This is a genomic window from Photobacterium pectinilyticum (assembly GCF_024357955.1).
In the GTDB taxonomy this organism is placed as follows: domain Bacteria; phylum Pseudomonadota; class Gammaproteobacteria; order Enterobacterales; family Vibrionaceae; genus Photobacterium; species Photobacterium pectinilyticum.
Genome location: NZ_JANEYT010000017.1, coordinates 61,420 through 85,763 on the forward strand (window position 1 = coordinate 61,420; position 24,344 = coordinate 85,763).

The following is a 24,344-nucleotide window of genomic DNA, read 5'->3' on the forward strand; positions in this document are numbered from 1 at the left end:
CAATATGAGCTTTGATTTAGACGAAGATATCCTACAGGACTTTTTGATTGAAGCCGGGGAGATCCTCGAGCTGCTTTCGGAGCAGTTGGTTGAGTTAGAACGCAGTCCGGATGACTCGGAGCTACTCAATGCGATTTTCCGTGGCTTTCACACCGTAAAAGGTGGCGCAGGGTTCCTTTCCCTGACCGAGCTGGTAGACGCTTGCCATGGTGCCGAAAATATCTTTGATTTACTAAGAACGGGCAAGCGTAGCGTCACATCTGAGCTGATGGATGTGATCCTCGAAGCGTTGGATACCATTAACGTGATGTTTGCCCAGGTTCAGGAACGCGAGCCCGTCGAGCCGGCTGAGCCATCGCTGCTCGAAGCCCTGCACCGGTTCAGTCTACCGCCCTCAGAGCAAGAGTTGGCCATGGCCAGTGGCGGCCAGATGAGCGGCCCGGAGGCAATCGTTGACGTTGCTATCGAGTCAGCTATGGCTGCATCAAGTATGGCACCGGTAGCCGCTGTACCTGTCGATGAGCCCGCTGTCGCATCATCAGGTGATGTCGCCATTGCCGGTGATTCTGTTGATGATATTACCCAGGATGAATTCGATCGCTTGCTTGACGAGCTACACGGAAAAGGGCGAGGCCCTTCTGATGTGGTAACCGTTCAAGAGGCGGCACCGGCTTCCCTTTCCCCTGTTGTAGACACTGATATCGTCAACCAAATTCAGTCTGAAAGTGGCGATATCACCGATGATGAATTTGAGCGTTTGCTCGATGAGTTGCACGGTGCCGGTAACGCGCCCGGAAGCAATAACTTCAGCTCGCCAGTGACGAATGAGCCTGTCAACCAAGTTCCAGTGTATCAAGCCCCTGTTAGTCAAGAGTCTGTTAGTCAAGCGTCTGTCAGTCCAGTGCCGGCGAGTTCAGCTCAAGGCATGAGCGGCAATGACGACTTGATGACCGATGATGAGTTTGAACGTCTGCTGGATGAACTTCATGGCGTGGGCAAAGGGCCTTCCGAGGATGAGCTCGACATGGCCACCAAGTCGGTTGCCGACATGCTGGGTGATGGCATTACTCAAGGGCAACCTCACGTTTCGGCTCCCGCTCAGCCTCAAACACAGCCTGTGGCTGAGCGACGCGCTAAGCCTGCAGCTGGCAAAGAGAAGGCTAAAGCTGGCGATGCAACGGTGCGGGTTGATACCTCAACGCTCGATACCATTATGAATATGGTCGGTGAGCTAGTCTTGGTGCGTAACCGTTTGGTTAGCCTTGGCCTGAATACGAATGACGAAGAGATGTCCAAAGCGGTTGCCAACCTGGATGTGGTCACTGCAGATCTGCAGGGTGCGGTAATGAAAACCCGGATGCAGCCAATCAAGAAAGTCTTCGGCCGTTTTCCTCGGGTGGTGCGTGACTTGGCGCGCAATCTCAATAAAGATATTGTGCTGGAAATGCGCGGCGAAGAGACCGATTTGGATAAAAATCTGGTTGAGGCGCTTGCCGATCCGTTGGTTCACTTGGTACGCAACTCGGTTGACCATGGTATTGAAATGCCAGCTATCCGTGAGAAAGCGGGTAAACCAAGGGTAGGGACGGTATTGCTGTCTGCTTCCCAAGAAGGCGACCATATCTTGCTGACCATTGAGGATGATGGCGGCGGTATGGATCCGGATAAGCTGCGTGGTATCGCTGTTGAGCGTGGTGTAATGGATGCCGATACGGCATCGCGCCTGACCGATAGCGAGTGTTATAACCTGATTTTTGCCCCTGGCTTCTCGACCAAAAAAGAGATCTCCGATATCTCTGGCCGCGGTGTCGGTATGGATGTGGTGAAAACCGGGATCACCCAGCTGAACGGTTCAATATCGATTGACTCAGCCCTGGGTAAAGGCACGCGGATTGATATCAAGGTTCCTCTGACGTTGGCGATACTGCCAACGCTGATGGTGGGTGTGGCTGAACAACCCTTTGCCCTTCCGCTGGCAAGCGTTAATGAGATCTTCCACCTTGATTTGCGCAAAACCAATACGGTCGATGGTCAGTTGACCATTATTGTGCGCGACAAGGCTATCCCACTCTTCTACTTACAAGACTGGTTATCGGGCGCCGGTGTACAGCAGCGCGAGCGTGACCATGGCCATGTGGTGATTGTCCAGAACGGTCACCAGAGAATTGGCTTTGTGGTTGATACCTTAATTGGCCAGGAAGAAGTGGTGATCAAGCCGTTAGATGAGTTGTTGCAAGGGACGCCGGGAATGGCGGGTGCGACGATTACCAGCGATGGTCATATTGCCTTGATCCTAGATGTCCCTAATCTGCTTAAGCACTACGCTAGCCGTTAATCAAACAATAATAAGGCCAAATGGCTTCCCTATTCATGGGAAGCCATTGCCGTTAAACAAACTCATAGAAAGCCTGTTCAAAGGCGCAAAGTTTGTCATCTACAGGATAAAATTAACATGGCAGTAAAAGTATTGGTGGTGGATGATTCAAGCTTTTTCCGCCGGCGCGTGAGTGAAATTCTCAATGCTGATCCAAGGTTGGAAGTGGTCGGCAATGCAATCAACGGCAAGGAAGCGGTTGAGATGGCGGCACGTATTCAACCTGATGTGATCACCATGGATATTGAAATGCCGGTGATGGACGGGATCACCGCTGTGCGTGAAATCATGCAAGCCAATCCGACGCCGATTTTGATGTTCTCCTCGCTGACTCACGAAGGGGCGAAAGCGACGCTTGACGCCCTTGATGCTGGGGCGCTGGATTTTCTACCGAAGAAGTTTGAAGATATCGCCCGTAACCGGGATGAAGCGATTAGCCAGCTGCAAAAGCGGGTGACAGAACTCGCCCGCAAGCGAGTCTTCATGCGCCGTCCGGTACGTTCTGCAATGTCAGCAACAGCAGCAGGGCGTGAATCTTCTCTAGACTCCTCTCGTGAGTCAACCCGTGCGCCTGCCTCTGCCTTATCGGCGCGTAATACGTTGGCTGGCAGAAGCGTGCCGTCGAAGGAAAGTGTCAAGCCAGTGGCTCAGTTATCCGCCTTGCGTCAGCCTGTTGCTCGTCCTGCTGTGGCCAAGCCAGCGGCTCGTTTCAAGGCTTCCGGCAAAAAGTATCAGTTGATGGCTATTGGTACCTCGACCGGTGGCCCGGTAGCACTACAGAAAATCCTCACCGCATTGCCAGCAAACTTCCCGTTGCCGATTGTACTTATCCAGCATATGCCTGCGACTTTCACCGCCGCCTTTGCTGCTAGGCTCGATAACCTATGCAAAATTGGTGTTAAGGAAGCGCAAGATGGCGATGTCCTTAAACCGGGTATGGCTTATCTTGCGCCGGGGGGGATGCAGATGATGCTGGACGGCCGTCCGGGCTCGGCACGACTGCGTATTATTGATGGCGGTGATCGAATGAATTACAAGCCGTGTGTCGATGTGACATTCGGCTCTGCCGCCAAGATCTATCATGACAAAGTCTTGTCTATGGTATTGACCGGCATGGGTGCCGATGGCCGAGAAGGTGCACGAATGCTTAAAAGCAGCGGTGCAACGATTTGGGCGCAGGATGAAGACAGTTGTGTCGTGTACGGTATGCCTCAGGCGGTAGCCAAGGCGGGGATCTCGTCAGAAGATCTACCGCTGGAGCGTATTGCCGAGCGTATTACGGTAGAGCTTGGGCTCGCGTAGGGAGTGTACCTTGATAGTCTGGAGTATTGCTAACCAGAAAGGGGGCGTGGGCAAAACCACGACCACTGTCGCTCTGGCGGGATTGCTGAGCGAGCGTAACAAGCGGGTTTTGCTGGTGGATACCGATCCACATTCATCGCTGACCACATACCTGAACTTTGACGCCGATGGTGTACCTGCCAGTTTGTTTGATTTGTTCCAATTAACCGAGATCAAGCGTGATACAGTCAAACCGGTGATCCTGCGCACCCAGTTCAACAACATCGATATTATCCCTGCCCATATGTCGCTGGCGACCCTGGACAGGGTGATGGGTAATCGCGGTGGTATGGGGCTGGTGCTTAGAAAAGCGCTGCAGTGTTTGGCTGACGACTATGATTACGTATTGATTGACTGCCCGCCTATTCTCGGGGTCATGATGGTCAATGCGCTGGCAGCCAGTGATCGTATCTTGATCCCGGTGCAGACCGAGTTTCTTGCAATGAAAGGTCTCGAGCGGATGATGCGCACCTTGGATATCATGCAAAAATCACGTCGCTCGCCGTTTAAGGTCACGATTGTACCCACCATGTATGACAAACGGACGAGGGCATCGCTGCAGACTCTGCAGGAGTTGAAACTGCGCTTCCCTGAGCAAGTCTGGGCATCGGCCGTTCCGATCGATACTAAGTTCCGAGATGCGAGTATCAAACATATGCCACCGTCACTTTACTCACGCAGTAGCCGTGGGGTTTTTGCGTATAAAACGCTATTGAATTATTTGGGGCGCCTGCAACAGGATGACCGATAACAGCCGCTTATCCAGCACTCAGGCGCTGGAAGATTATTTTGTTGATTTACTGCTAGAGCCAGAGCCAGAAGCAGCCTTTGAACCTGCGCTGCAGCAAGCTGACATCGATACTGCCGAGGACCGCCTCGAAAAAGATTGCGAGCCCTGTACCGATGCGGTTTCACAATCCGGCGGTGAGGTAACCGCTGAAGAGGCTCCCAGGCCAGGTTGTCAGCTATCTCAAGATGCTGGGGTACTGAGCCCTGAGCCGCAGCAGACGCTAATACCGGTAGCCAAGCCATTCGACTTTGCCAGCTTGGACGATAATACGGAGCAACCCGAGCGCAGTATGCCATCGCCAGTGCTGGATAACGTTCAGCGTTTGTTGAATCAGGTCAGCCGGAATAACCCGTTTACCGAAAACGACGATGTAAAAAGCGATGTAAAAGGCGATGTAGTCGAAGATGCGGTTGCACAAGCTGGCGCTGAACATCGTTATATCGACGACGAGCTAGCCGATGAATGGCAACAGGTTATGGCGCACGAACAGGCGCATGAACAGCCTCTTGTTTCGCCTCAAGCACTTGTTGATAAGGCGGTTGAAGAGACTTTAGTTGAGACGCAGGCCGGAGAAGATCTGCCGCCTGATTTGTGGACACAGCAAGTACAGAAGGGCAATGACTTTCAGGCGCTGTTCTTTGAAGTCAACGGGGTGACATTTGCAGTACCGCTGACCGAGCTGGGTGGGATCCATCAACTTGGCGATATGAACAGCCTGCTTGGTCGTCCAGTATGGTATTTAGGGCTGATGAGCAGCCGCGATCACCAGCTTAATGTGGTTGATACTGCGTGCTGGGCAATGCCCGATAAACTTGAGGGCGAAGAGTATCGCGAACAGTATAAGTATGTGGTGGTCTTGGGCGAGAGTTCGTGGGGGCTGGCCTGCAATGCCTTGCTTGGTACCGAAACCTTATCCCAACACAGTGTTCGCTGGCGCGAGAAAGCCGGTAAGCGGCCTTGGTTAGCGGGCATGGTAAAAGAAAAAATGTGTGCGCTAATTCATGTTAGTGAGCTAATTTCGATGCTCAAAGCAGGATTAGATGTTAATACCAAACTTAGGCAATCATGTTAGGCTCCTGTTCATCGCAGGCGCTAACGCGTTGAATGCAGAAAAATAGATCAAAGAGGAAACAGCATGTCACAGGTGAGTGTCGCTGAAATACAAAAAGAAGACAGCAACGATCAAGTCCTGCAGTGGGTGACCTTCCAACTGGAAGATGAAACCTACGGTATTAACGTGATGCAGGTGCGTGAAGTGCTGCGTTATTCTGAAATTGCGCCAGTACCGGGTGCGCCTGATTACGTTCTGGGTATTATTAACCTGCGCGGAAATGTTGTGACGGTTATCGACACTCGTTCTCGTTTTGGCTTGATGCCAGGTGAGATCTCAGACAATACCCGCATTGTGATCATCGAAGCTGAAAAGCAGGTGATTGGTATTCTGGTTGATAGCGTAGCGGAGGTGGTTTACCTACGCAGCTCTGAAATTGACAGCACGCCAAGCGTTGGCACGGAAGAGAGCGCCAAGTTCATTCAGGGTGTGAGTAACCGTGATGGCCAGTTGCTGATCTTGGTCGATCTCAATAAGCTATTATCAGATGACGAATGGGACGAGATGGCGTACCTATAATGCTTGAAGTGTTGTTGCAATGGTTACCGCTGGCCTTGTCGTTGTTGGCTATTGTGGTCGCATGGCTGATGGTAAGGCGTGAGCGTCTTGCCCGTCAGGCCCTTGAGGCCAAGTTTGCAGCGACGGAGCTGGTATTGAAAAATGCCCGCCAGCAGCAGGAAAGTTTGGTTAAGCAATTTAACGAACTGCGTGCAGGCACCATGGGAATGAGTCAGAAGCTGGGCGATATGGCACGGCATCTGGAAGAGTTGTCTGATCGCCAAGGCGAATTGGCAATGCAGGATCCCGATAGTCGGTTGTACAGCCGCGCCAGTAAAATGGTCGAACTGGGTGCAGACGTCAACGAGCTGATGAATGAGTGCGACCTGCCAAAAGCAGAAGCAGAGCTACTGCTACGGCTTCAGCAAATGCACCATTCACGGCGGTAGGCAGCAAAGCTAATTCTTTTAAACCTAAGCGACTCCCTTGACTTACAAGTAAGTCAAGGGAGTCTTACATCACCATCACCATCACCATCACCATCACCATCACCATCACCATCACCATCACCATCACCATCACCATCACCATCACCATCACCCCGCGTTTAACTTGTAAGCACTCTTTTCACTGTATTCACAACTGTTAATATCAATAAAATTCGCGCCGAGAATGGAATTGATGTCGTTTTGTCTTAAAAATAGTGACTTGTGATGAAAGTGTGCGGTTAGCTACAGCTTTTGCTATTTTTAAAACTTCTTGTGGCACTTTTTTATTACCTGCTTGTCCACTCTGGCAGTGAGTGGCAGTTGGAATATATGTGCTTGGGTTAAGCTCAGTATGGAAGTCACAATTACAGCCTCTGCTCTCTAACAACAGGGTGGGACGCTGTGATATTATGCGAGTCAAATTGTGGCACCTAGGATGCATCATTTTTATGTTGTCTGTTGAAGAGTTAAGTTGTACCCGGGACGAAAGGGTATTGTTTGAAGACCTGTGTTTCACGGTCTCGTCGGGTGAGCTGGTTCAGATAGAAGGTCATAATGGTGCCGGTAAAACGACGTTGTTGCGGATCTTAGCAGGGCTTGGACATGCAGATGACGGGCGGGTTTGCTGGCTAGATGAGGACATCGAGTCGGCACGAGAAGATTACCATCAGGAACTGCTGTTCTTGGGTCACCAGACCGGCGTGAAGCGGGAGTTGACCGCGTTTGAGAACTTGGCCTACTTCCAGTCGATGCACCTGTGTAACGAGCAATCGGATCTAACGGGCACGCCTCAGGTGTCTGGTGAAGACTCCTTGTGGCAGGCATTAGCCCAAGTTGGTTTGGCCGGGCGTGAAGATGTACCTGCCGGGCAACTATCGGCAGGCCAGCAACGCAGGGTTGCACTTGCAAGGTTATGGCTGAGTAATCACAAATTGTGGATATTGGATGAGCCGTTGACCGCGATTGACAAGCAAGGGGTGAAGGTACTGGAAGGTCTGTTCCTTGCCCATGCCAAACGAGGTGGAATTGTCGTATTGACTACCCACCAAGATATGTTCACGGACAGTGATCAGCTACGAAAAATTAAGTTGGGGCGGTAACAGAAGATGAATGCGATATACCATGTTATACGTCGTGAGCTTCTGATCGCCTTTCGTCGTCAGGCCGAGATATTTAACCCGCTGTGGTTTTTCATTATTGTTATCACTCTTTTTCCACTCGGTGTCGGGCCTGAGCCAAATCTATTAGCACGAATTGCACCGGGGATTGTGTGGGTTGCTGCGCTATTGGCTGCTTTGTTGTCGATGGAGCGCTTGTTCCGTGATGATTTTGTTGATGGTTCACTCGAACAGATGTTGTTGATGCCAACACCGCTGTCGATTTTGGCCTTTGCTAAAATGCTGGCGCACTGGATGCTTACCGGGTTACCCCTGATTTTGATCAGCCCGTTGTTGGCAATATTATTGTCACTTGAGTGGGAAACGTGGAAGGCGGTGGTCTTGACCCTACTTATAGGGACACCGACGTTAAGCTTTCTGGGGGCGATTGGGGTCGCTCTTACTGTAGGGTTGCGCAAAGGAGGTGTTTTATTGAGTTTGCTCATATTGCCGCTCTATATTCCAGTGCTTATATTCGCGACCTCTGCGATTGATGCTGCCAGTTTAGGCGTGCCATATAACGGTCAGCTAGCACTGATGGGAGCGATGCTGGTGGCGTCGGCGACACTTTCTCCCTTCGCTGTCGCAGCTTCACTACGCATAAGTGTGCAATAACTGATTACAATTAACTAAGATTCGTCCTGTCTCACGAGAATGGATCTCATGAGACAATTTGAGCAAGAACAAGGAAGCCGACGATAGCCAGTTTATTAACCCTTAAGGAGTATTTAGGTTGGCGCTGCATTCTGGATGATGGGAGTTATAAAGCCTTTTAGACCAGACGCTTATACCAAGGTAGACGAGGTATATATTCGTCAAAACGATAAGTAACACCTTAGGCAGAGCCTGGACTGGATTTTGAGCCAAGTGTTGTTTTGATACGTAATTATTATTAAATTGAGTAGAGCAGAATTATGTGGAAGTGGTTACATCCCTACGCGAAAGCTGAGAACTGCTACCGTTTGTGCGGTACCTTACTGCCTTGGTTTTCAATCATCGCTTTGTTATCCCTTCTGATTGGTACGGTTTGGGGACTGATGTTCGCCCCGACGGATTATCAGCAGGGTGACAGTTTCCGTATTATCTACCTGCATGTTCCTTCGGCTATTTGGTCGATGGGCGCTTACATGTCGATGGCGATAGCGGCCTTTATCGGCTTGGTGTGGCAGATCCGCCTATCGAACATGGCAGCCCTTGCCATGGCGCCGATTGGAGCGGTGTTTACTGCGATTGCCCTGTTGACAGGTGCGGTCTGGGGTAAACCGATGTGGGGCGCATGGTGGGTATGGGATGCCCGTTTGACTTCAGAATTAATTCTGCTGTTCCTCTACTTGGGGGTTATCGCCCTTTACAATGCCTTCGATGATGAGAAAACAGCGGGTAAAGCGGCCGGTATTCTGGCGATTGTCGGTGTGATTAACCTTCCCATTATTCATTTCTCGGTAGAGTGGTGGAATACCCTTCACCAAGGCGCCACGATCACCAAGTTTGCTAAACCATCAATTGCGACCACCATGTTGTGGCCGCTGTTGCTCAATATTATTGGTTTTGCTTGTTTCTTTGGTGCGTTGACCATGGTGCGTCTGCGTAACGAAATTATTGCCCGTGAAAGCCACCGCCCTTGGGTGCGTGCCCTGATGAAGTGAGGCCATTATGCATTTTGACTCTTTTAGTGACTTCTTGGCGATGGGCGGATATGCCCCCTATGTGTGGAGCGCCTACGGGATCTCTTTCGGCGCCTTGCTGTGGTTGATGATTTCAAGCCTGAATACTAAACGCCGCCTAGCGGCCGAAATCAAGAATAAGATTGCGCGTGAAAAGCGCATTAAAGAAGCTGAAAAACTGGAGAACACATTATGAACCCGAGACGTAAAAAGCGCCTGACCTTGGTGTTGGCGTTGGTAGTTGGCCTCGGTGCAACCGTTGGTTTGCTGCTGTATGCACTAAACCAGAATATGGATCTATTCTATACCCCGACTGAGCTTGTCCATGGCAAGAAAGACGGGAGTAAACCAGAAGTCGGTCAGCGCTTGCGCATTGGCGGTATGGTGGTTGAAGGTTCAGTCGTTCGTGACCCTCAGTCTTTGCAGGTAACCTTTGATGTCGCTGATGTCGGCCCGGCAGTAACGATTCAATATGACGGTATTTTGCCGGATCTATTCCGTGAAGGGCAGGGTATTGTCGCTCAGGGCGAATTGATCAATGCGACGACCATTCATGCTCATGAAGTATTGGCGAAGCACGATGAAGAGTATTTGCCACCAGAGGTAGCAGAAGCGATGGAGAAAACACACGCACCGCTTGAATATACCGACGAACAATTGCAGGGTAGTGCTCAATAATGATTGCAGAAATAGGCAACTTTAGCCTGATTGTTGCACTGGGATTGTCTATCCTAGTCAGCATTTATCCCCTATACGGCGCGTCCGTGGGGAACCAGGCACTCATGCGAATGGCCCGGCCGTTAACATATGGTATTTTCGGCATGATCCTGGTGTCGTTTGTCATCCTTAGCTGGTCATTTTATATCAATGACTTTACCGTGGTTTATGTTGCCAGTAACTCAAACTCCATGCTGCCTTGGTATTACCGCTTATCGGCGGTATGGGGTGGTCATGAAGGGTCGTTGCTGCTTTGGGTATTAATCCAAGCTGGCTGGGCCGTTGCGGTTGCTGTATTCAGTCGTGGTATGCCGCTGGAATCACTGGCGCGCGTACTGTCTGTGATGGGGATGATTGCGATTGGCTTCTTGCTGTTTATTATCGCAACGTCTAACCCATTCCTGCGCACGCTGCCTTTCTTCCCTGTTGATGGCCGTGATTTGAATCCGCTTTTGCAAGATCCGGGTCTGATCATTCACCCGCCATTGCTTTACATGGGTTATGTTGGTTTCTCGGTCGCGTTTGCCTTTGCGATTGCCTCATTGATGACAGGCCGTCTTGATACCGCTTGGGCGCGTTGGTCTCGCCCTTGGACAATCTCTGCATGGTCATTCCTGACTTTGGGTATCGCACTAGGCTCATGGTGGGCTTACTATGAGCTTGGCTGGGGTGGCTGGTGGTTCTGGGATCCGGTTGAAAATGCGTCCTTCATGCCATGGCTTGCCGGTACAGCGCTTATGCACTCACTGGCGGTGACAGAAAAACGCGGTACGTTCAAAGCATGGACGGTACTGCTAGCTATCTCTGCATTCTCTTTGAGCTTATTGGGTACTTTCCTTGTTCGCTCTGGCGTACTGGTATCGGTACACGCGTTTGCATCCGATCCGGCACGAGGCATGTTCATCCTTGGCTTCTTAGTTGTGGTCATCGGCGGTTCATTACTGCTTTACGCCCTTCGTGGCGGGCAGATCCGCTCTCGTGGTAACTACAGCCTGTTCTCTCGCGAGAATCTATTGCTGGCGAACAACTTGTTGTTGGTCGCAGCGCTGCTTGTGGTACTGATTGGTACCTTGCTTCCTCTGGTCCACAAACAAATTGGTTTGGGCTCAGTATCGATTGGTGTGCCGTTCTTCAATACTTTGTTTACCTGGCTGATGATCCCGTTTGCTTTTATTCTGGGTATCGGTCCTTTGGTTCGCTGGAAGCGCGATCAGCTTTCTAGCATCAGTAAGCAGATGACCATTTCTGCCATTGTCACTATTCCATTTGCTTTCCTATCGGTATGGCTGTTCACCGACGTACTTGAGCCAATGGCGGTTCTTGGTATGGCGATGGCTGTGTGGATCATTGTTATGCACGGCTTCGAGCTGTATGAGCGTGCGACCCACCGCCACACATTGTGGACTGGCCTGGGTAAACTTGGCCGTAGTCACTGGGCGATGGTACTCGGCCATATGGGTATGGCGGTTACCGTCATTGGTATTGCCTTGGTGTCGAATTACGATATCGAACGTGACGTACGAATGGCACCCGGTGAGACCGTACAGGTTCAAGGGTATGACTTCCACTTTGCTGGCTTGCGTGATGCCGACGGTCCTAACTACGACGGTTACATTGCAGACTTCAACATTACCCGCAACGGTAAGCGTGTAACGACCTTACATGCCGAAAAGCGTTTCTATTCTGTTGCTGGCTCAATGATGACGGAAGCGGCGATCGACAGCGGTGTGACTCGCGATCTGTATGTGGCGATGGGCGAGAAGTTAACCGATGGTGCGTGGGCAGTCCGTATTTACTTCAAGCCGTTTGTTAACTGGATCTGGTTTGGTGCGGCCTTGATGGCACTGGGCGGGGCATTTGCTATTAGTGACAAGCGCTATCGCTTCCGCAAGAAGGCAGAGAAAGAACAAGCGTCAGCAGCGAAGCAGGAGGCGAAGGCAAACTGATGAACAAGAAGTTACTTTTTATTCCACTGATCCTTTTCCTTGGGTTGGTTGTGATGTTCATGATCCAGCTGACCCGCAATGCAGACGGTGACGATCCAACCAAATTGGAATCGGTACTGGTCGGCAAGCCTGTTCCTCAATTCAAGCTGGAAGACTTGGTTGAAGCTGGCAGGCTCTACGAGCAGGACATCTTCATCGGCGAGCCATTGCTTCTAAATGTATGGGCGACCTGGTGTCCGACATGTTACGCCGAGCACACTTACCTTAACCAGCTAGCAAGCGAAGGGGTGAAGATCATTGGCCTCAACTATAAAGATGAGCGCCTAAAAGCCGTTCGTTGGTTGAATGAGCTGGGTAACCCTTACCTGCACAGCCTGTTTGATGGCAATGGCATGTTGGGGATGGATCTGGGCGTTTACGGCGCACCGGAAACCTTCCTGATTGATGCCAGCGGTATTATTCGCTATCGCCATGTCGGTGATGTCAACGACCGTAATTGGAACGAGACATTGAAACCGATGTACGAAGCCTTGATAGAGGAGGCGCAGGGATAATGACTATTTCTCGTCGAATGGCTCAGTTTTTTACTGGTCCTGTTTTGGCACTGGCGATGGTGCTTGGTGGAACGATGTTGCTCACAACGTCAGTGCCGGTCCTGGCATTGACTGATGTGTACGATTTCGATTCTGCCCAGCAGGAGAAGGATTTTCAGGAGCTTGCGGCAACCTTGCGTTGCCCTAAATGCCAGAACAACAACATTGCTGACTCGAATGCTGCGCTGGCGCAAGACATGCGTCAGAAAACCTACGAATTGCTTCAAGAAGGTAAAAGCAAGCAGGATGTGGTGGACTACATGATTGCCCGTTACGGCAACTTTGTCACCTACAACCCACCGGTGATGGCATCAACCCTGATCCTGTGGTTAGGTCCTTTGCTCTTTATCGTTATTGGCTTTTCCATTTTGGTGATGCGCTCGCGCAAAAGTACTGAAAAAGTGACTGACACCGAGCTAGAAGCCGATGAACAAGATCGCTTGAAAGCCCTGATGACGGAAATCGGCACTGATGCAGGTGACGTTTCCAAGCAGACTAACCAAGACGGTAAGGTGAAATAATGACGATGTTTTGGGTAATTTCCGCCCTCTTGGTACTGGTCGCGATGGTTATTTTTGTCGTGCCAATGTATACCGGCAAAGAGCAAGATGAAGTCGCCAGCCGTGATGAACTGAACAAAGCTTTCTTCAAAGATCGTATGGACGAACTGAAAGAAGAAAGCAGCGAAGGCTTGGTTGAAAACAAAGACGAACTCGTGGTTGAACTACAGCAGTCGCTACTGGATGATGTACCAGCTAATGCCGAGCAGACGAAAACCCAGGTCAGCACCACCATGTTGATCCCTGGGCTTATTCTGCTTGTTGGTGTGAGCTTTGGTATGTACATGAAGGTCGGTAGTCTGGATAAAGTCCAAGCATGGAACGAGACCGTAACCCGCTTGCCAGATCTCTCTCAGCGCTTGATGGATGAGTCAAATCCGCTCAGCGACCAAGAGATGGATGATTTGACGCTGGCATTACGTACCCGTCTTCATGACAATCCTGATGATGCGACAGGCTGGTTGTTGCTGGGCCGCATTGGCATGGCTAACCGTGATGCCGAGACCGCTCAGGATGCGATGAACCGTGCCTACCGCCTGGAACCAAGCAACCCGGAAGTGATGCTGAGCTTCGGCCAGACACTGATGATGATTGGTGATCCGGCACAGAGTGAGCGTGCTCGTCTGTTGCTTCGCAGTGTGCTGCGTGTTGACCACACCAACATCCGAGCACTGTCGCTATTGGCTTTCGACTCGTTTGAAAGCGGTGATTTTAAGCAGGCGATTAACTACTGGAGCATGATGCAGCAGATCATCGGAACCGATGACCCGCGTGCAGAAATGCTTGACCGTAGTATTGCTCGTGCTCAGTCCCAGCTCGATCGTGGCAAGAACACCGCAACCTCAGTGTCGGTAACGGTAGAGCTTGACCCATCCGTTGAACTGCCAGAGCAAGGCTTGGTCTTTGTTTCTGTTCATTCGGCTGATGGTGCGCCAATGCCAGTGGCAGCACGACGTGTACCGATTTCTGCGTTTCCGTTCACCCTGACTTTGGATGACAATGACAGCATGATCCCTGAGCGTCCAATGACCTCGCTGCAGGATATGATCATCAAAGCCCGTATCGATACCGATGGTAATGTGATGACCCGTAATGGTGATTGGTATGGTCAGAGTGACGTCATTTCTTTAGGTGGCTCGACAAACGTAGTGATAAATACAAAATACTAACAAAATCTGCGACTTGAGGTGGTAGATATATAAAAGGCCAGATACTATTAGTATCTGGCCTTTTATTTTTGAACTCAAAAGGATTTAGGAGATATCAGACATTCCATCTATGTAACGGGTAACGCTGATCAGGTTTTATCTCGATTGGTCTAAAACTAAATAGATGCAGATAGTGGTTGGTATTGAGTTAAAATATTAATTTACGGCAAGCATAAAATCGCTAGATGTTTACGGTTTCTGGTATTACCATTTAGCGCGGGTTCAGTCTGACATACCATGGAAAGAGCATTGAAAAAACACCTATTTACCCTTGCTATTTTATTGACCCTGACAGCGTGTGCTCAGTCTCCGGATGAACAGTACCCTGAAGACCTGACATCTAGCGGCCAGGCATCTAGTGACCTGACGGCTAGTGAAATGTCTCCTGTCGAAGCGACGTCAGACGAGCAAGCTTCATCGGCACCAAGCAACATTGAATCACCGGCCAGCGAGAATGCCATGGCTGATGACTCGGCGATGGACGAATTCGGTGACTACGATGCTAATTACGACGAGGACTTAGCCGCTGTACTTGAAGAAGTCGAGCAAGGTGAAGGTGAGTATGCGGTTCCGGGTGTGTACGATCCCTTTGAAGGCTTCAACCGGGCAATGTGGGATCTGAACTACGATTACCTAGATCCGTATTTGGTCCGCCCAGTGTCTTTGGCCTACGTTGATTACACCCCCTCTTTCATCCGTACTGGCATCAAAAATTTTCTGGCCAACCTTGATGAGCCTGCCAGCATGGTCAATAGCGCATTAATGCTAAACGGCGAAGAGACTGTCCGCCACTTCAACCGTTTTTGGATTAACTCTACCTTTGGTGTTTTTGGCCTGATTGATATCGCGTCGGCTGCTGACATCCGTAAACCGGTTGATAAGCAGTTTGGCGATACCATGGGTAAATACGGCGTTGCCAACGGCCCATACTTCATGTTCCCGGTTTACGGTCCTTTAACACTGCGCGAAGGTGCCGGTGATGTTGTCGATGGTCTATACCTACCACTAAGCGCATTGAGCTTCTGGCAGAGCTTAGGTAAATGGGCATTCGAAGGCATGGAAGACCGAGCGGCCTTGGTTAAGCAAGAAGCGATCTTGAAAGACTCGCCTGATTCGTACATCTTCACCCGCGATGCCTACATCCAGAACAAAAACTTCCGCGCCACCGGCGGCAATGACGAGATGCTAGAGCTGGAAGATGAAGCGTACCTGGATGATTTTCTTGATGAGATAGATGGGTTATAATCACCTGTTTACTTTTAAAGACAAAGTGATAATTGCTTGGTCTTCAATTAAGTTGCTGATTTATGAAGAAAATGTTGCTGGCGATCAATGTGGGGTGGTACTTTGATCTTCATTGGATGGAACGTGTTGAGTCTGAAATGACTCAAGGGTTTACTGTTGAAATCTGTACCTCAAAGCATACCGGACGTTTTTCAGGTACATGCCATGAAGTTGAGATTAAAAGATCATCTATTGGGCTGGTGAATAACATCAAAACTTTGTTGCAAGATGTTAGGATTGTATGTAAAACAAAACCGGATTTACTGCACACTATAACAATTAAGCCGAATATCATGTTTGGATTAATTGCGTTATTTTTAAACAAACCAATTGTATTGACACTTCCAGGCCTAGGTTATGTATTCTCAAGTAAATCTGTAAAAAATACAATTTTAGCAAATGTCATCTTAAAACTATATAAACTTATATCTTTAAATAAAAAAGCGATTTTTGTCTTTGAAAATAAAGCAGATCAAATTCTATTCAAGAAAAATAATGTTTGTAGTGAACACAATAGCGCAGTAGTTCCGGGCTCTGGTGTAGATATAAATAAATACAAGCCGAAAAAAAGCACACAAAGTCAAGATCAAAGGTTATATCTTCTTTTTGCAGCAAGGCTTCTGAAAAATAAAGGCCTATTACAGCTTGTTGAAGCGGTTGAAACGTTAAACCGAGGTTCTTTTGATATCTCGCTGTCAGTTGCCGGACTGATTGATGATGATGCCAATGACCGTATTGAACCGAGTTACCTTGAACAGTTGCATCAGGAAGGTAAGATAAATTGGCTTGGTCAAGTATCGAATATGGAAGATATTCTTCCGGAACATGATGTTGTAGTATTACCAACCAGTTATGGTGAAGGTATACCAAGAGTTTTGATTGAAGCAAATGCTTGTGGTAAGCCGGTTATTACCACCAATGTATCTGGCTGCAATGAGTTTGTTATTGATGGGGTTAATGGAATAGTTATCCAGGATAACTCTGTTGATAGTATTGTTTCTGGAATTAAGAGGTTGGTTGATGCGAACAAAAGAACAGAAATGGGGCAGAATGGGCGAAAAAGAGTTATAAATTATTATTCTTTTCAATGTGTTATTAATGCGTACAAAGAAATATACCAAAGAGTTAAACTATAAACATGATAAATTATAAATTGAAGGCAGCTCAATGCATCAAATAAGTAATTTAAGGCTTGCTGAGCTGATAATTCAAAGGGCAAAACTTAACCTTAAATCAGAAGCATCTGTAAACTATTTGAGTTATGCGTGGTGGATTATTGAACCACTTCTTCATATGGTTGTCTATTTTTTAGTCTTTGCTGTGTTGTTGAAAAGAGGTGGGGAAGGTTATGTTGGCTTCTTGCTGTCTGGACTTGTACCATGGCTATGGTTTTCTAGATCTGTGACTCATGCCCAAAATAGTATTTTAAATGGTCGACAGTTAATGAACCAACTGTATATACCCAAGATTTTCTTTCCATTGACTCATGTCCTTCAAGATACAGCTAAGCAAGTTATTGTCTTTTCAATACTTTTTGTTTTTCTTGTATTCTATGGGTTAGAAGTTAGTACTACTTGGTTGTATATCATCCCAATCTTTTTGCTTCAATCAATGCTGATTGTCGGCTGTTCTTTGCATGCGGCATTGATCGTGCCATTTATTCGTGACTTTTCACTAATTATTCCCACGGCTTTACAGTTCCTTATGTTTTGTTCTGGTATTTTCTTTAATTACAAAGATATACCAGAAGATCTTCAAGGGTTCTTCTTTATCAATCCAATGGCTGTTATCTTGCGTTCATATCGTGACGTGTTAATTGATGGCACTTTGCCCAATTTTACCTTGAGCTTGTATGTGTTTATCTTGTCCTTGTTGTTGTGTGTCACAGCGGGATACTTTTATAAAAAATACGACTTGTTACTTCCAAGGGTAGTTCTTGAATGAATAAGATTGTTGAACTTAAGAATGTCGGTGTTTCGTACAATGAAAGAAAATCACTATTCAAAAGTACGAAATATCACGCACTAAAAGATATTACTTTTGACATTTTCAAAGGTGAAACTCTGGGCATTATTGGCAGAAATGGTGCGGGTAAATCGACCTTACTACGATTACTTGCGGGTATTATTGAGCCAGATAAAGGGGTGGTAAAATATCATACAAATAGTGTTTCATTAATGGCACTACAAGCGGGTTTTGATAGTAACCTTTCTGGCCGACAGAACGCAGTAATTAGCGGCATGTTGCTGGGATACAGAAAATCTGATGTTGTTTCGCAATTAGAAGATATTAAAAACTTTTCAGAATTAGGCGAATTTTTTGAAAAACCTATAAAAACATATTCATCGGGTATGAAAGCCAAACTAGGCTTCTCCATTGCTATGTTTACTTCTCCAGACATTTTACTTATTGATGAAGTGTTAGGTGTTGGCGATGTTAGGTTCAGACAAAAAGCCGAAATGGCCATTGCTGAAAAAGTAGCCTCTGATATTACTGTTGTTATTGTTTCCCATTCTGAGCATCAGGTTTCATCTCTGGCAGAGCGCATTGTATGGATTGAAAATGGTGTGGTTCGAAAAGTTGGTACGGCGAAGGAAGTATACCCAGAATTTAACCTGAATGTGGTTTTTTCGTCAAATAATGATAAAATCACAAAACTTTGGAAAAAAGAAGATTGCATTCTTATTTTTGAAAAAGTTAGAAGAGCAGAAGAACATTTTTATTTTAACTGTGTGGTTATTGATAAGAATAACAAAAAAATAACTAAAGTTTTATGTGAAAATGAATTCGAAAAAATTGAATTGCCTGGTCCAACGGATTCACCAGCTTTCCATAAAAAATTTCCAGAGCATAAATATTCACACAAATCAAGATTTCATGATGGCCAGATTAAGTGTAAGGGAATGAATGAGCTGTTTGCCATTATTGATGGTGAAAAGGTAAAGGTTTTGGAAATTGAATTTAAGCAAAATTGATTTGAGCAGACACATGACAAACAATCTTAAAAGTAAGGTAACAGTAATCATCCCTGTTAAAAATGAACAGGATAAGTTGCTAGAGTGCATTAAATCGATTTCTAAGCATAATACGGTGTCTGTTAATTTTATCGTCGTTGATGATAACTCAACGGATGATACGGTAAAGAATGCTCAGGCCCTTTTTGACTCTGGTATTGATGGTAATATTTATGTCAATGATGGTAGCGAGGGCCACGGTGCTGGTGCTTCTCGTAATTTAGGTTTACAGCATATCAAAAGCGAACCTGAGTACGTGTTGTTTTTTGATGCTGACGACACTATGCCTGAAGGTGCATTGGATAAGGTCGTGGAAGCTGCTGATATCAATGAGTGTGATGTCGCTATTGCTAAGTACGATTATATAACTCATAACAATAAGTTAGCATCTATGGGTATGACAGGACAGGATAGGAATATCTGGCAAGGTATTATGACCAATAAGGATACTATTTCGTTTGATATCAAACGTCATGGTTATTTCCTTGAAACAGTTAACTACCCTTGGAATAAACTGCTTCGCTATACATTTATCAAAAAGATTGGCTTGTACTTTTCTACCACCCCCGTAAACAATGATGTATTTGCTCATTGGCAATGCTTGATGTACAGCGAAAAAATCACCTTGGTGAATACATCGATCTGTTACCATTTTGTGGTGCGTGGTAATGACCAAATAACCAATGTTGCAGATACTCGCCGTTTAGTTGTCTTCCAAGTTCTGAATGAGGTTGAAGCACTCATTCTTTCAGAGCAACATCTTACCGATAGTTACTATCATTATTTTTTACGTTTTAAGATAAAACTACTTAAATGGGTTGAAGGTTTTATTAACCCCGATATTATGGCTGAATTTAACCAATTACTGACTGAGTCGTATGTCAATTTTAATTTTGAACGACTAATTGCAGTTAGTGAACATATGCCTGGCATTGCTGCTGATGCAGCGTTTTTTAAACTAGGGAAAAAACTATGAAGCTGTCGATCATTGTAACGACATATAACATTGAGAACTATATTGCTAAGTGCTTAGAAAGTATTTGTGCACAAACAATTGAAGATATCGAAATTATCGTCGTTGATGATGCATCTAATGATAACACAGTTTCAATAATTAAAGAGTTTGAAGTCAAAGACTCACGTATTAAATCTATTGTTTTTGAGAAAAATACAATTGGTGGGGTATCAAGTGCGGCTAATGCTGGTTTAGATATTGCGCAAGGTGAGTATATCGGATTTGCTGACGGCGATGATTGGTATGAGACGGATATGTTCGAAAGACTCTACAACAAAGCGAAAGCTGCTGATGCAGAGGTTGCTTTTTGTAACTATCTGGAGTTTGACGAGCAAAACAATGTGAACAAAACGCCTTCTGATCACCGCAAGTGGAAAGACATTGTTTCTTTTGATCATGACAAAGTATCTGATGAGAAGTTTAAAAAGCTTTTCTTACGCTTTAACCCTGTACCATGGCGTAAAGTTTACAAACGAGATTTCATTGAGAAAAATAATGTTCGCTTCCCAGTTGGCGATTATTTTTTCGAGGATAATCCGTTCCATTGGGAAACCACGGTTAAAGCAAAAGTATTTGCTTTTGACAGTTACGTTGGCTGTTATCATCGTATTAACCGTCCGGGTCAAACTATGGGGACCGCAGATGCCCGCTTGATCGCAATGTATGATCACCATAGTACAATCATTTCAATGCTGAATGCTTCTGACACATTTGAACAATACAAAAATCAATGTATTGGTTGGCTGATCGGAAACACTAGCTGGATTTCCGAGAAAATTACCCCAGAGTGTCATGAAGCATTATTTAATGCTCTTTCTGCTGAGTTGAATAAATATCAGCCAGAGTTTATTCAGGCTATTTCTGGGACGCCTGTGGTTGGTATCCGTGGTACTGATCTTATTAAATCAGTGCAAGAGAAAAATTTTGAACAGTTTTGTAAAGTAGCAAAAAGAGACGTTAATAGTAAACTTCCAGCAAAACAGCATGATAACATCATTATGCACCTTGCTAGCCAAGCTTATAATGTTTACAAGCAAGAAGGCTTAAAGGCAGCATTGGCTAAAGTTAAACTGTTTGTTTCTTATAAATTGAATCTAAAAAAAAGAAATTCAGTTCATGTTACGAATCGTCAGCTGCTTAAAGAGATTAAAGACATGAACTCGACAGTTAATAAGTTACATTCAGAAGTAAGAGTACTGAAAGCGGCAATGGCACTTTTGCAACATGAAAAAAAACAGAGTGATAGAGGCTAATATGTATTTATGTGTAGGAGCAGGTTTTTCTTGTGCTGTTATAGCAAGAAAGTTGGCAGAGGCCGGAAAGAAAGTAACCGTAATTGATTCTCGCTCACACATTGCGGGCAATTGCTTCACCGAGCGTGATGCTGAAACTGATGTGATGGTACATACTTATGGCCCGCATATTTTCCATACCGATGATAAAGAAGTATGGGATTACGTAAATAGCTGGGCGTCGTTTAAACCATATATCAACCGCGTGAAAACGACAAGTCAGGGAAAAGTGTTCTCCCTACCTATTAACCTTCATACAATCAACCAGTATTTTGATAAGACGCTTTCTCCTAGTGAAGCAAAAGAGTTTATTAATTCGATTGCAGACAAGAGCATTGGTGAGCCAGTGACGTTTGAAGAGCAGGCCATGAAGTTTGTTGGTAAGGACCTTTACGAGGCTTTCTTTAAAGGTTATACCCAGAAGCAGTGGGGGCTTAATCCGTCGGAGCTACCAGCTAGTATTTTGAAGCGTTTGCCTGTACGTTTTAATTATGATGATAATTATTTTAACCACCAGTATCAGGGGATGCCAGAGGACGGTTATACCAAGATCGTAGAAAATATTCTCGATCATGAAAATATCGAAGTCAAGCTTGAATTGCCTTATGAAAAAGAGATGCTTGAGGCATATGAGCATGTGTTTTACTCTGGCCCACTGGACTCATATTTCGACTTCAAGCATGGCCATTTAAGCTACCGCACCTTGGATTTCAAACAAGAAATCCACGATGGTGATTATCAAGGTACAGCCGTGATGAATTATGGTGATGTAGAAGTACCTTATACTCGAATTACTGAGCATAAGTATTTCTCTCCATGGGAAAGCCATGACAAAACGGTTATTTATAGAGAGTACAGTCGACTTTGTGAAGCTGATGATATCCCTTACTACCCGATTCGTATTGTCGGTGGAAAAGATATGTTGGATAAATATGTTGCTGAAGCGAAGCTGACTAAGAAAGTGAGCTTTATTGGTCGTCTTGGAACATACCGTTACCTAGATATGGATGTGACTATTCGGGAAGCACTTGATGCAGCCGAAATAACATTATCTAAGATTAATAATAACGAGCCAGTGCCGGCACTGTTTGTTAACCCCTAATCATTTTGGGAGCTTCGGCTCCCTTTGTTCGGTTTAGTATGAAAGCGACAGCAATTATTGTTACTCATAATAGAGTAGAAAAGCTAAAAAATACCATCTCAGCAACTGTTACTGCAGGATTTAATTATGTTGTTATTGTAAATTGTGACTCTAATGATGGAACATATGAATACCTATCTACTATTAGTGATAGACACTTTCATATTATTAATTGTGATAATATTGGCGGTGCAGGTGGATTTGCTAAGGGTACAAAATACATTCTTGACAATATTGATACGGATTGGGTCGTATTCTTTGATGATGATGCATATCCAAGTGAATACTTTCTTGAACAGTTATCACAATTAGGTGGTAATAAATTTCAAGGCTTTAGCGCTCATGTATGCTCTAAAGATGAGCGTTTACCTATGATGAACCGTCAGGTTATACAATACCCAGATACAACAAAGAAGCTATTCAATTACCTTTTTAAGAAAGAATCTTCAATTGTTTCAGAATGTCATCTTGATGGGAATATTTATCCAATAGAAAGTGCTTCTTTTGTTGGCTTTGTACTATCTCTAGATGTATTGAGGCAATATCATTCTCTTATTAACCCTGATCTTTTTATTTACTATGATGATACATTTTTTACTCGTAGTTTGACAAAGCGTGGTTTTAAAATAGCATTTACATCAAGGCTATCTTTTGTTCATGATGTTGGGCCCGCATCAGATATGCCTCCATGGAAAATTTACTTTCTATCGAGAAACTTTTTTATTACTAAACCGTTGTGTACTTCATTTTCATTTTATTCTATGTTGGTAATGAAATGCGGGAAAATAGTCTTTAATATATTGAAATGTTCTGGAGTTTTTCCTAAAGTAAGAGCTTTTCTATTGGGTTTAAAAGATGGTTTCTCATCAAACTATAATCGGTTTGATAAGACAAGCATTATTGATGGTTTAAATAGATTTATTAATAGTTAATCGTTGTTATTTTTTGAGAGAATATGATGTCTAATCATTATAAAAGCTTAGATGGTTTACGAGGGCTTGCTGCTTTAATAGTTGTCTTTAGTCACTTCTCTAGTGATACAGGCTTTCTCAATGGTGAGTTTAAATTTTTGGGGCAAATAGGAGTCATGCTGTTCTTTTTATTGTCTGGCTTTTTAATGATGCTGGTTACCGATAAAAAAGAGCCAACAATTAAAAATATAAAAGTTTTTTACATTCGACGTGTATCAAGGGTTTATCCATTATTTTTGATTACAATACTATTCTCTTTGATTTATCAAATTACCCTTAGGAGTTATGGTTTTGGCGGGAATTTACTTGCCTATAATTATATAGGTTCAGTTGATAGCGCAGTGAAAAATCTTCTATTTATCAGAGGTGATGAGGTATTTTGGACAATAGGGCTAGAGATTTTTTTCTATTTAATATTTCCTGTTTTCTGGTTTGCAAAGAAAGAAAGTAAATATTTCTTTTATTCTCTTTGCATTTTTTTCTTAGCATTCCAGTATTTAACTAAGTATGAATGGTATCGTGATCTATCCTTTTTAAGGTTAAATCAACACCTTCATTTTTTCATTTTCGGAATGCTTACATATGAATTTAATAATAAAGTAAAATACTGGAGGATTAACTGGGATATTGTTGCACTGATGTGTGTACTGATGATGATTGTTTCTCTGCCATATTATTTTAATATATTGACTGGAAGTGATTTATTATATAACTATAAAGCTATGTGGACTAATAATTATATTGCGATTCTATTCATGCCCTTACTCGTTATTGCTTCAATTGAGTCAACAGTATTTAAGTCAATCCTTGAGGTGAAGTCCTTAGTTTTTCTAGGTACAATATCCTATTCACTTTACTTACTACACAGATTTCCATTGCGTTCGTTTTTGTTTATTGATTTTGGCTCTGATTTGCACAAAATTTCTGTATTCGTATTCGTAATGTTGCCAATTAGTATACTGCTTTCATATCTTTCGTTTAAGTTTATTGAAAATCCATCTAGAAAGCACCTGAATTATAAACTTATTGGCCAGTAAGCATTGATAATTTAACTTTTTAGTCCCGAATTCAACTGCGAAGTGCGACACTCTCCAATATCAAGCAGCCAATGCCATTTCTTTAAAGACAATCGCTGGCTGCTTGAAGCCTAAACACTTTTTCGGTCGATAATTTATCCGCG

General features: G+C 45.3%; 24 protein-coding genes. All 24 read left to right on the top strand.

The window, feature by feature from the left end:
• Positions 1–4 precede the first annotated feature (4 nt).
• The 24 genes from NHN17_RS09690 to NHN17_RS09805 all read left to right on the top strand — a co-directional run bounded on the left by NHN17_RS09690 (position 5) and on the right by NHN17_RS09805 (position 24,201).
• Entirely contained in the window at positions 5–2,335 is a 2,331-nt protein-coding gene (locus NHN17_RS09690; protein ID WP_255042186.1) for a chemotaxis protein CheA, read from the top strand.
• 117 nt (positions 2,336–2,452) lie between these two features.
• On the top strand, positions 2,453–3,676 hold the full coding sequence (locus NHN17_RS09695) for a protein-glutamate methylesterase/protein-glutamine glutaminase (RefSeq protein ID WP_255042187.1): 1,224 nt from the start codon (positions 2,453–2,455) through the stop codon (positions 3,674–3,676).
• A 10-nt stretch (positions 3,677–3,686) separates the two neighbouring features.
• A complete protein-coding gene (locus tag NHN17_RS09700; protein ID WP_255042188.1) occupies positions 3,687–4,466 on the top strand; it encodes a ParA family protein in 780 nt (259 codons plus the stop codon).
• Positions 4,456–5,577 carry a chemotaxis protein CheW gene (locus NHN17_RS09705; protein ID WP_255042190.1) on the top strand — a complete coding sequence of 374 codons (1,122 nt, stop codon included), beginning with the start codon at positions 4,456–4,458 and terminating at the stop codon, positions 5,575–5,577. Before NHN17_RS09700 ends, NHN17_RS09705 begins: the two co-directional genes overlap by 11 nt.
• 63 nt (positions 5,578–5,640) lie before the next feature.
• Positions 5,641–6,135, top strand: a complete 495-nt coding sequence (locus tag NHN17_RS09710; protein ID WP_107299340.1) for a chemotaxis protein CheW — start codon at positions 5,641–5,643, stop codon at positions 6,133–6,135.
• A complete protein-coding gene (locus NHN17_RS09715) occupies positions 6,135–6,563 on the top strand; it encodes a DUF2802 domain-containing protein (protein WP_255042191.1) in 429 nt (142 codons plus the stop codon). Before NHN17_RS09710 ends, NHN17_RS09715 begins: the two co-directional genes overlap by 1 nt.
• Before the next feature lie 488 nt (positions 6,564–7,051).
• Positions 7,052–7,702, top strand: coding sequence for a cytochrome c biogenesis heme-transporting ATPase CcmA (ccmA, locus tag NHN17_RS09720; protein WP_255042192.1), 651 nt, complete (start codon positions 7,052–7,054; stop codon positions 7,700–7,702).
• Between the two features lie 6 nt (positions 7,703–7,708).
• Entirely contained in the window at positions 7,709–8,374 is a 666-nt protein-coding gene (ccmB, locus tag NHN17_RS09725) for a heme exporter protein CcmB (protein ID WP_107351426.1), read from the top strand.
• Between the two features lie 299 nt (positions 8,375–8,673).
• Positions 8,674–9,405 (top strand): heme ABC transporter permease, encoded by a 732-nt coding sequence (locus tag NHN17_RS09730; RefSeq protein WP_255042193.1) that lies wholly within the window; start codon positions 8,674–8,676, stop codon positions 9,403–9,405.
• A 7-nt stretch (positions 9,406–9,412) separates the two neighbouring features.
• Complete coding sequence (gene ccmD, locus NHN17_RS09735; RefSeq protein WP_107299346.1) at positions 9,413–9,619, top strand: heme exporter protein CcmD; 207 nt, start codon at positions 9,413–9,415, stop codon at positions 9,617–9,619.
• The gene (gene ccmE, locus NHN17_RS09740; protein WP_255042194.1) at positions 9,616–10,101 is read left to right on the top strand and encodes a cytochrome c maturation protein CcmE; all 486 of its coding nucleotides are present in this window, start codon (positions 9,616–9,618) and stop codon (positions 10,099–10,101) included. Before ccmD ends, ccmE begins: the two co-directional genes overlap by 4 nt.
• Positions 10,101–12,086, top strand: a complete 1,986-nt coding sequence (locus tag NHN17_RS09745) for a heme lyase CcmF/NrfE family subunit (RefSeq protein WP_255042196.1) — start codon at positions 10,101–10,103, stop codon at positions 12,084–12,086. Before ccmE ends, NHN17_RS09745 begins: the two co-directional genes overlap by 1 nt.
• A complete protein-coding gene (locus NHN17_RS09750) occupies positions 12,086–12,640 on the top strand; it encodes a DsbE family thiol:disulfide interchange protein (protein ID WP_255042197.1) in 555 nt (184 codons plus the stop codon). The genes NHN17_RS09745 and NHN17_RS09750 overlap by 1 nt, the downstream gene beginning before the upstream one ends.
• 74 nt (positions 12,641–12,714) lie before the next feature.
• A complete protein-coding gene (locus tag NHN17_RS09755) occupies positions 12,715–13,200 on the top strand; it encodes a cytochrome c-type biogenesis protein (protein ID WP_255042211.1) in 486 nt (161 codons plus the stop codon).
• A complete protein-coding gene (ccmI, locus tag NHN17_RS09760) occupies positions 13,200–14,408 on the top strand; it encodes a c-type cytochrome biogenesis protein CcmI (RefSeq protein ID WP_255042199.1) in 1,209 nt (402 codons plus the stop codon). Before NHN17_RS09755 ends, ccmI begins: the two co-directional genes overlap by 1 nt.
• Before the next feature lie 288 nt (positions 14,409–14,696).
• The gene (locus NHN17_RS09765) at positions 14,697–15,692 is read left to right on the top strand and encodes an MlaA family lipoprotein (RefSeq protein WP_255042200.1); all 996 of its coding nucleotides are present in this window, start codon (positions 14,697–14,699) and stop codon (positions 15,690–15,692) included.
• 62 nt (positions 15,693–15,754) lie between these two features.
• Positions 15,755–16,867, top strand: coding sequence for a glycosyltransferase family 4 protein (locus NHN17_RS09770; RefSeq protein ID WP_255042201.1), 1,113 nt, complete (start codon positions 15,755–15,757; stop codon positions 16,865–16,867).
• Between the two features lie 31 nt (positions 16,868–16,898).
• Positions 16,899–17,675, top strand: a complete 777-nt coding sequence (locus NHN17_RS09775; protein WP_255042203.1) for an ABC transporter permease — start codon at positions 16,899–16,901, stop codon at positions 17,673–17,675.
• Entirely contained in the window at positions 17,672–18,706 is a 1,035-nt protein-coding gene (locus tag NHN17_RS25915) for an ABC transporter ATP-binding protein (protein WP_274127922.1), read from the top strand. The genes NHN17_RS09775 and NHN17_RS25915 overlap by 4 nt, the downstream gene beginning before the upstream one ends.
• Positions 18,707–18,719: 13 nt before the next feature.
• Complete coding sequence (locus NHN17_RS09785; RefSeq protein ID WP_255042205.1) at positions 18,720–19,721, top strand: glycosyltransferase family 2 protein; 1,002 nt, start codon at positions 18,720–18,722, stop codon at positions 19,719–19,721.
• A complete protein-coding gene (locus NHN17_RS09790) occupies positions 19,718–21,013 on the top strand; it encodes a glycosyltransferase family 2 protein (RefSeq protein WP_255042206.1) in 1,296 nt (431 codons plus the stop codon). The genes NHN17_RS09785 and NHN17_RS09790 overlap by 4 nt, the downstream gene beginning before the upstream one ends.
• Before the next feature lies 1 nt (position 21,014).
• Complete coding sequence (glf, locus tag NHN17_RS09795) at positions 21,015–22,154, top strand: UDP-galactopyranose mutase (RefSeq protein WP_303629362.1); 1,140 nt, start codon at positions 21,015–21,017, stop codon at positions 22,152–22,154.
• 38 nt (positions 22,155–22,192) lie between these two features.
• A complete protein-coding gene (locus tag NHN17_RS09800; RefSeq protein WP_255042207.1) occupies positions 22,193–23,125 on the top strand; it encodes a glycosyltransferase in 933 nt (310 codons plus the stop codon).
• Positions 23,126–23,148: 23 nt separating this feature from the next.
• Positions 23,149–24,201: an acyltransferase family protein gene (locus NHN17_RS09805; RefSeq protein ID WP_255042208.1), complete on the top strand. Its 1,053-nt coding sequence runs from the start codon at positions 23,149–23,151 to the stop codon at positions 24,199–24,201.
• Positions 24,202–24,344: the final 143 nt, after the last annotated feature.

What these genes read in the sequence shown, in the direction of transcription:
- NHN17_RS09800 (WP_255042207.1), top strand. Translation starts at nt 22,193, where the DNA reads ATGAAAGCGACAGCAATTATTGTTACTCATAATAGAGTAGAAAAGCTA.
- NHN17_RS09715 (WP_255042191.1), top strand. Translation starts at nt 6,135, where the DNA reads ATGCTTGAAGTGTTGTTGCAATGGTTACCGCTGGCCTTGTCGTTGTTG.
- NHN17_RS09785 (WP_255042205.1), top strand. Translation starts at nt 18,720, where the DNA reads ATGACAAACAATCTTAAAAGTAAGGTAACAGTAATCATCCCTGTTAAA.
- NHN17_RS09690 (WP_255042186.1), top strand. Translation starts at nt 5, where the DNA reads ATGAGCTTTGATTTAGACGAAGATATCCTACAGGACTTTTTGATTGAA.
- ccmB (WP_107351426.1), top strand. Translation starts at nt 7,709, where the DNA reads ATGAATGCGATATACCATGTTATACGTCGTGAGCTTCTGATCGCCTTT.
- NHN17_RS09790 (WP_255042206.1), top strand. Translation starts at nt 19,718, where the DNA reads ATGAAGCTGTCGATCATTGTAACGACATATAACATTGAGAACTATATT.
- ccmA (WP_255042192.1), top strand. Translation starts at nt 7,052, where the DNA reads ATGTTGTCTGTTGAAGAGTTAAGTTGTACCCGGGACGAAAGGGTATTG.
- NHN17_RS09695 (WP_255042187.1), top strand. Translation starts at nt 2,453, where the DNA reads ATGGCAGTAAAAGTATTGGTGGTGGATGATTCAAGCTTTTTCCGCCGG.
- NHN17_RS25915 (WP_274127922.1), top strand. Translation starts at nt 17,672, where the DNA reads ATGAATAAGATTGTTGAACTTAAGAATGTCGGTGTTTCGTACAATGAA.
- glf (WP_303629362.1), top strand. Translation starts at nt 21,015, where the DNA reads ATGTATTTATGTGTAGGAGCAGGTTTTTCTTGTGCTGTTATAGCAAGA.
- NHN17_RS09775 (WP_255042203.1), top strand. Translation starts at nt 16,899, where the DNA reads ATGCATCAAATAAGTAATTTAAGGCTTGCTGAGCTGATAATTCAAAGG.
- ccmE (WP_255042194.1), top strand. Translation starts at nt 9,616, where the DNA reads ATGAACCCGAGACGTAAAAAGCGCCTGACCTTGGTGTTGGCGTTGGTA.
- NHN17_RS09705 (WP_255042190.1), top strand. Translation starts at nt 4,456, where the DNA reads ATGACCGATAACAGCCGCTTATCCAGCACTCAGGCGCTGGAAGATTAT.
- NHN17_RS09755 (WP_255042211.1), top strand. Translation starts at nt 12,715, where the DNA reads ATGTTGCTCACAACGTCAGTGCCGGTCCTGGCATTGACTGATGTGTAC.
- NHN17_RS09710 (WP_107299340.1), top strand. Translation starts at nt 5,641, where the DNA reads ATGTCACAGGTGAGTGTCGCTGAAATACAAAAAGAAGACAGCAACGAT.
- ccmD (WP_107299346.1), top strand. Translation starts at nt 9,413, where the DNA reads ATGCATTTTGACTCTTTTAGTGACTTCTTGGCGATGGGCGGATATGCC.
- NHN17_RS09745 (WP_255042196.1), top strand. Translation starts at nt 10,101, where the DNA reads ATGATTGCAGAAATAGGCAACTTTAGCCTGATTGTTGCACTGGGATTG.
- NHN17_RS09730 (WP_255042193.1), top strand. Translation starts at nt 8,674, where the DNA reads ATGTGGAAGTGGTTACATCCCTACGCGAAAGCTGAGAACTGCTACCGT.
- ccmI (WP_255042199.1), top strand. Translation starts at nt 13,200, where the DNA reads ATGACGATGTTTTGGGTAATTTCCGCCCTCTTGGTACTGGTCGCGATG.
- NHN17_RS09770 (WP_255042201.1), top strand. Translation starts at nt 15,755, where the DNA reads ATGAAGAAAATGTTGCTGGCGATCAATGTGGGGTGGTACTTTGATCTT.
- NHN17_RS09805 (WP_255042208.1), top strand. Translation starts at nt 23,149, where the DNA reads ATGATGTCTAATCATTATAAAAGCTTAGATGGTTTACGAGGGCTTGCT.
- NHN17_RS09750 (WP_255042197.1), top strand. Translation starts at nt 12,086, where the DNA reads ATGAACAAGAAGTTACTTTTTATTCCACTGATCCTTTTCCTTGGGTTG.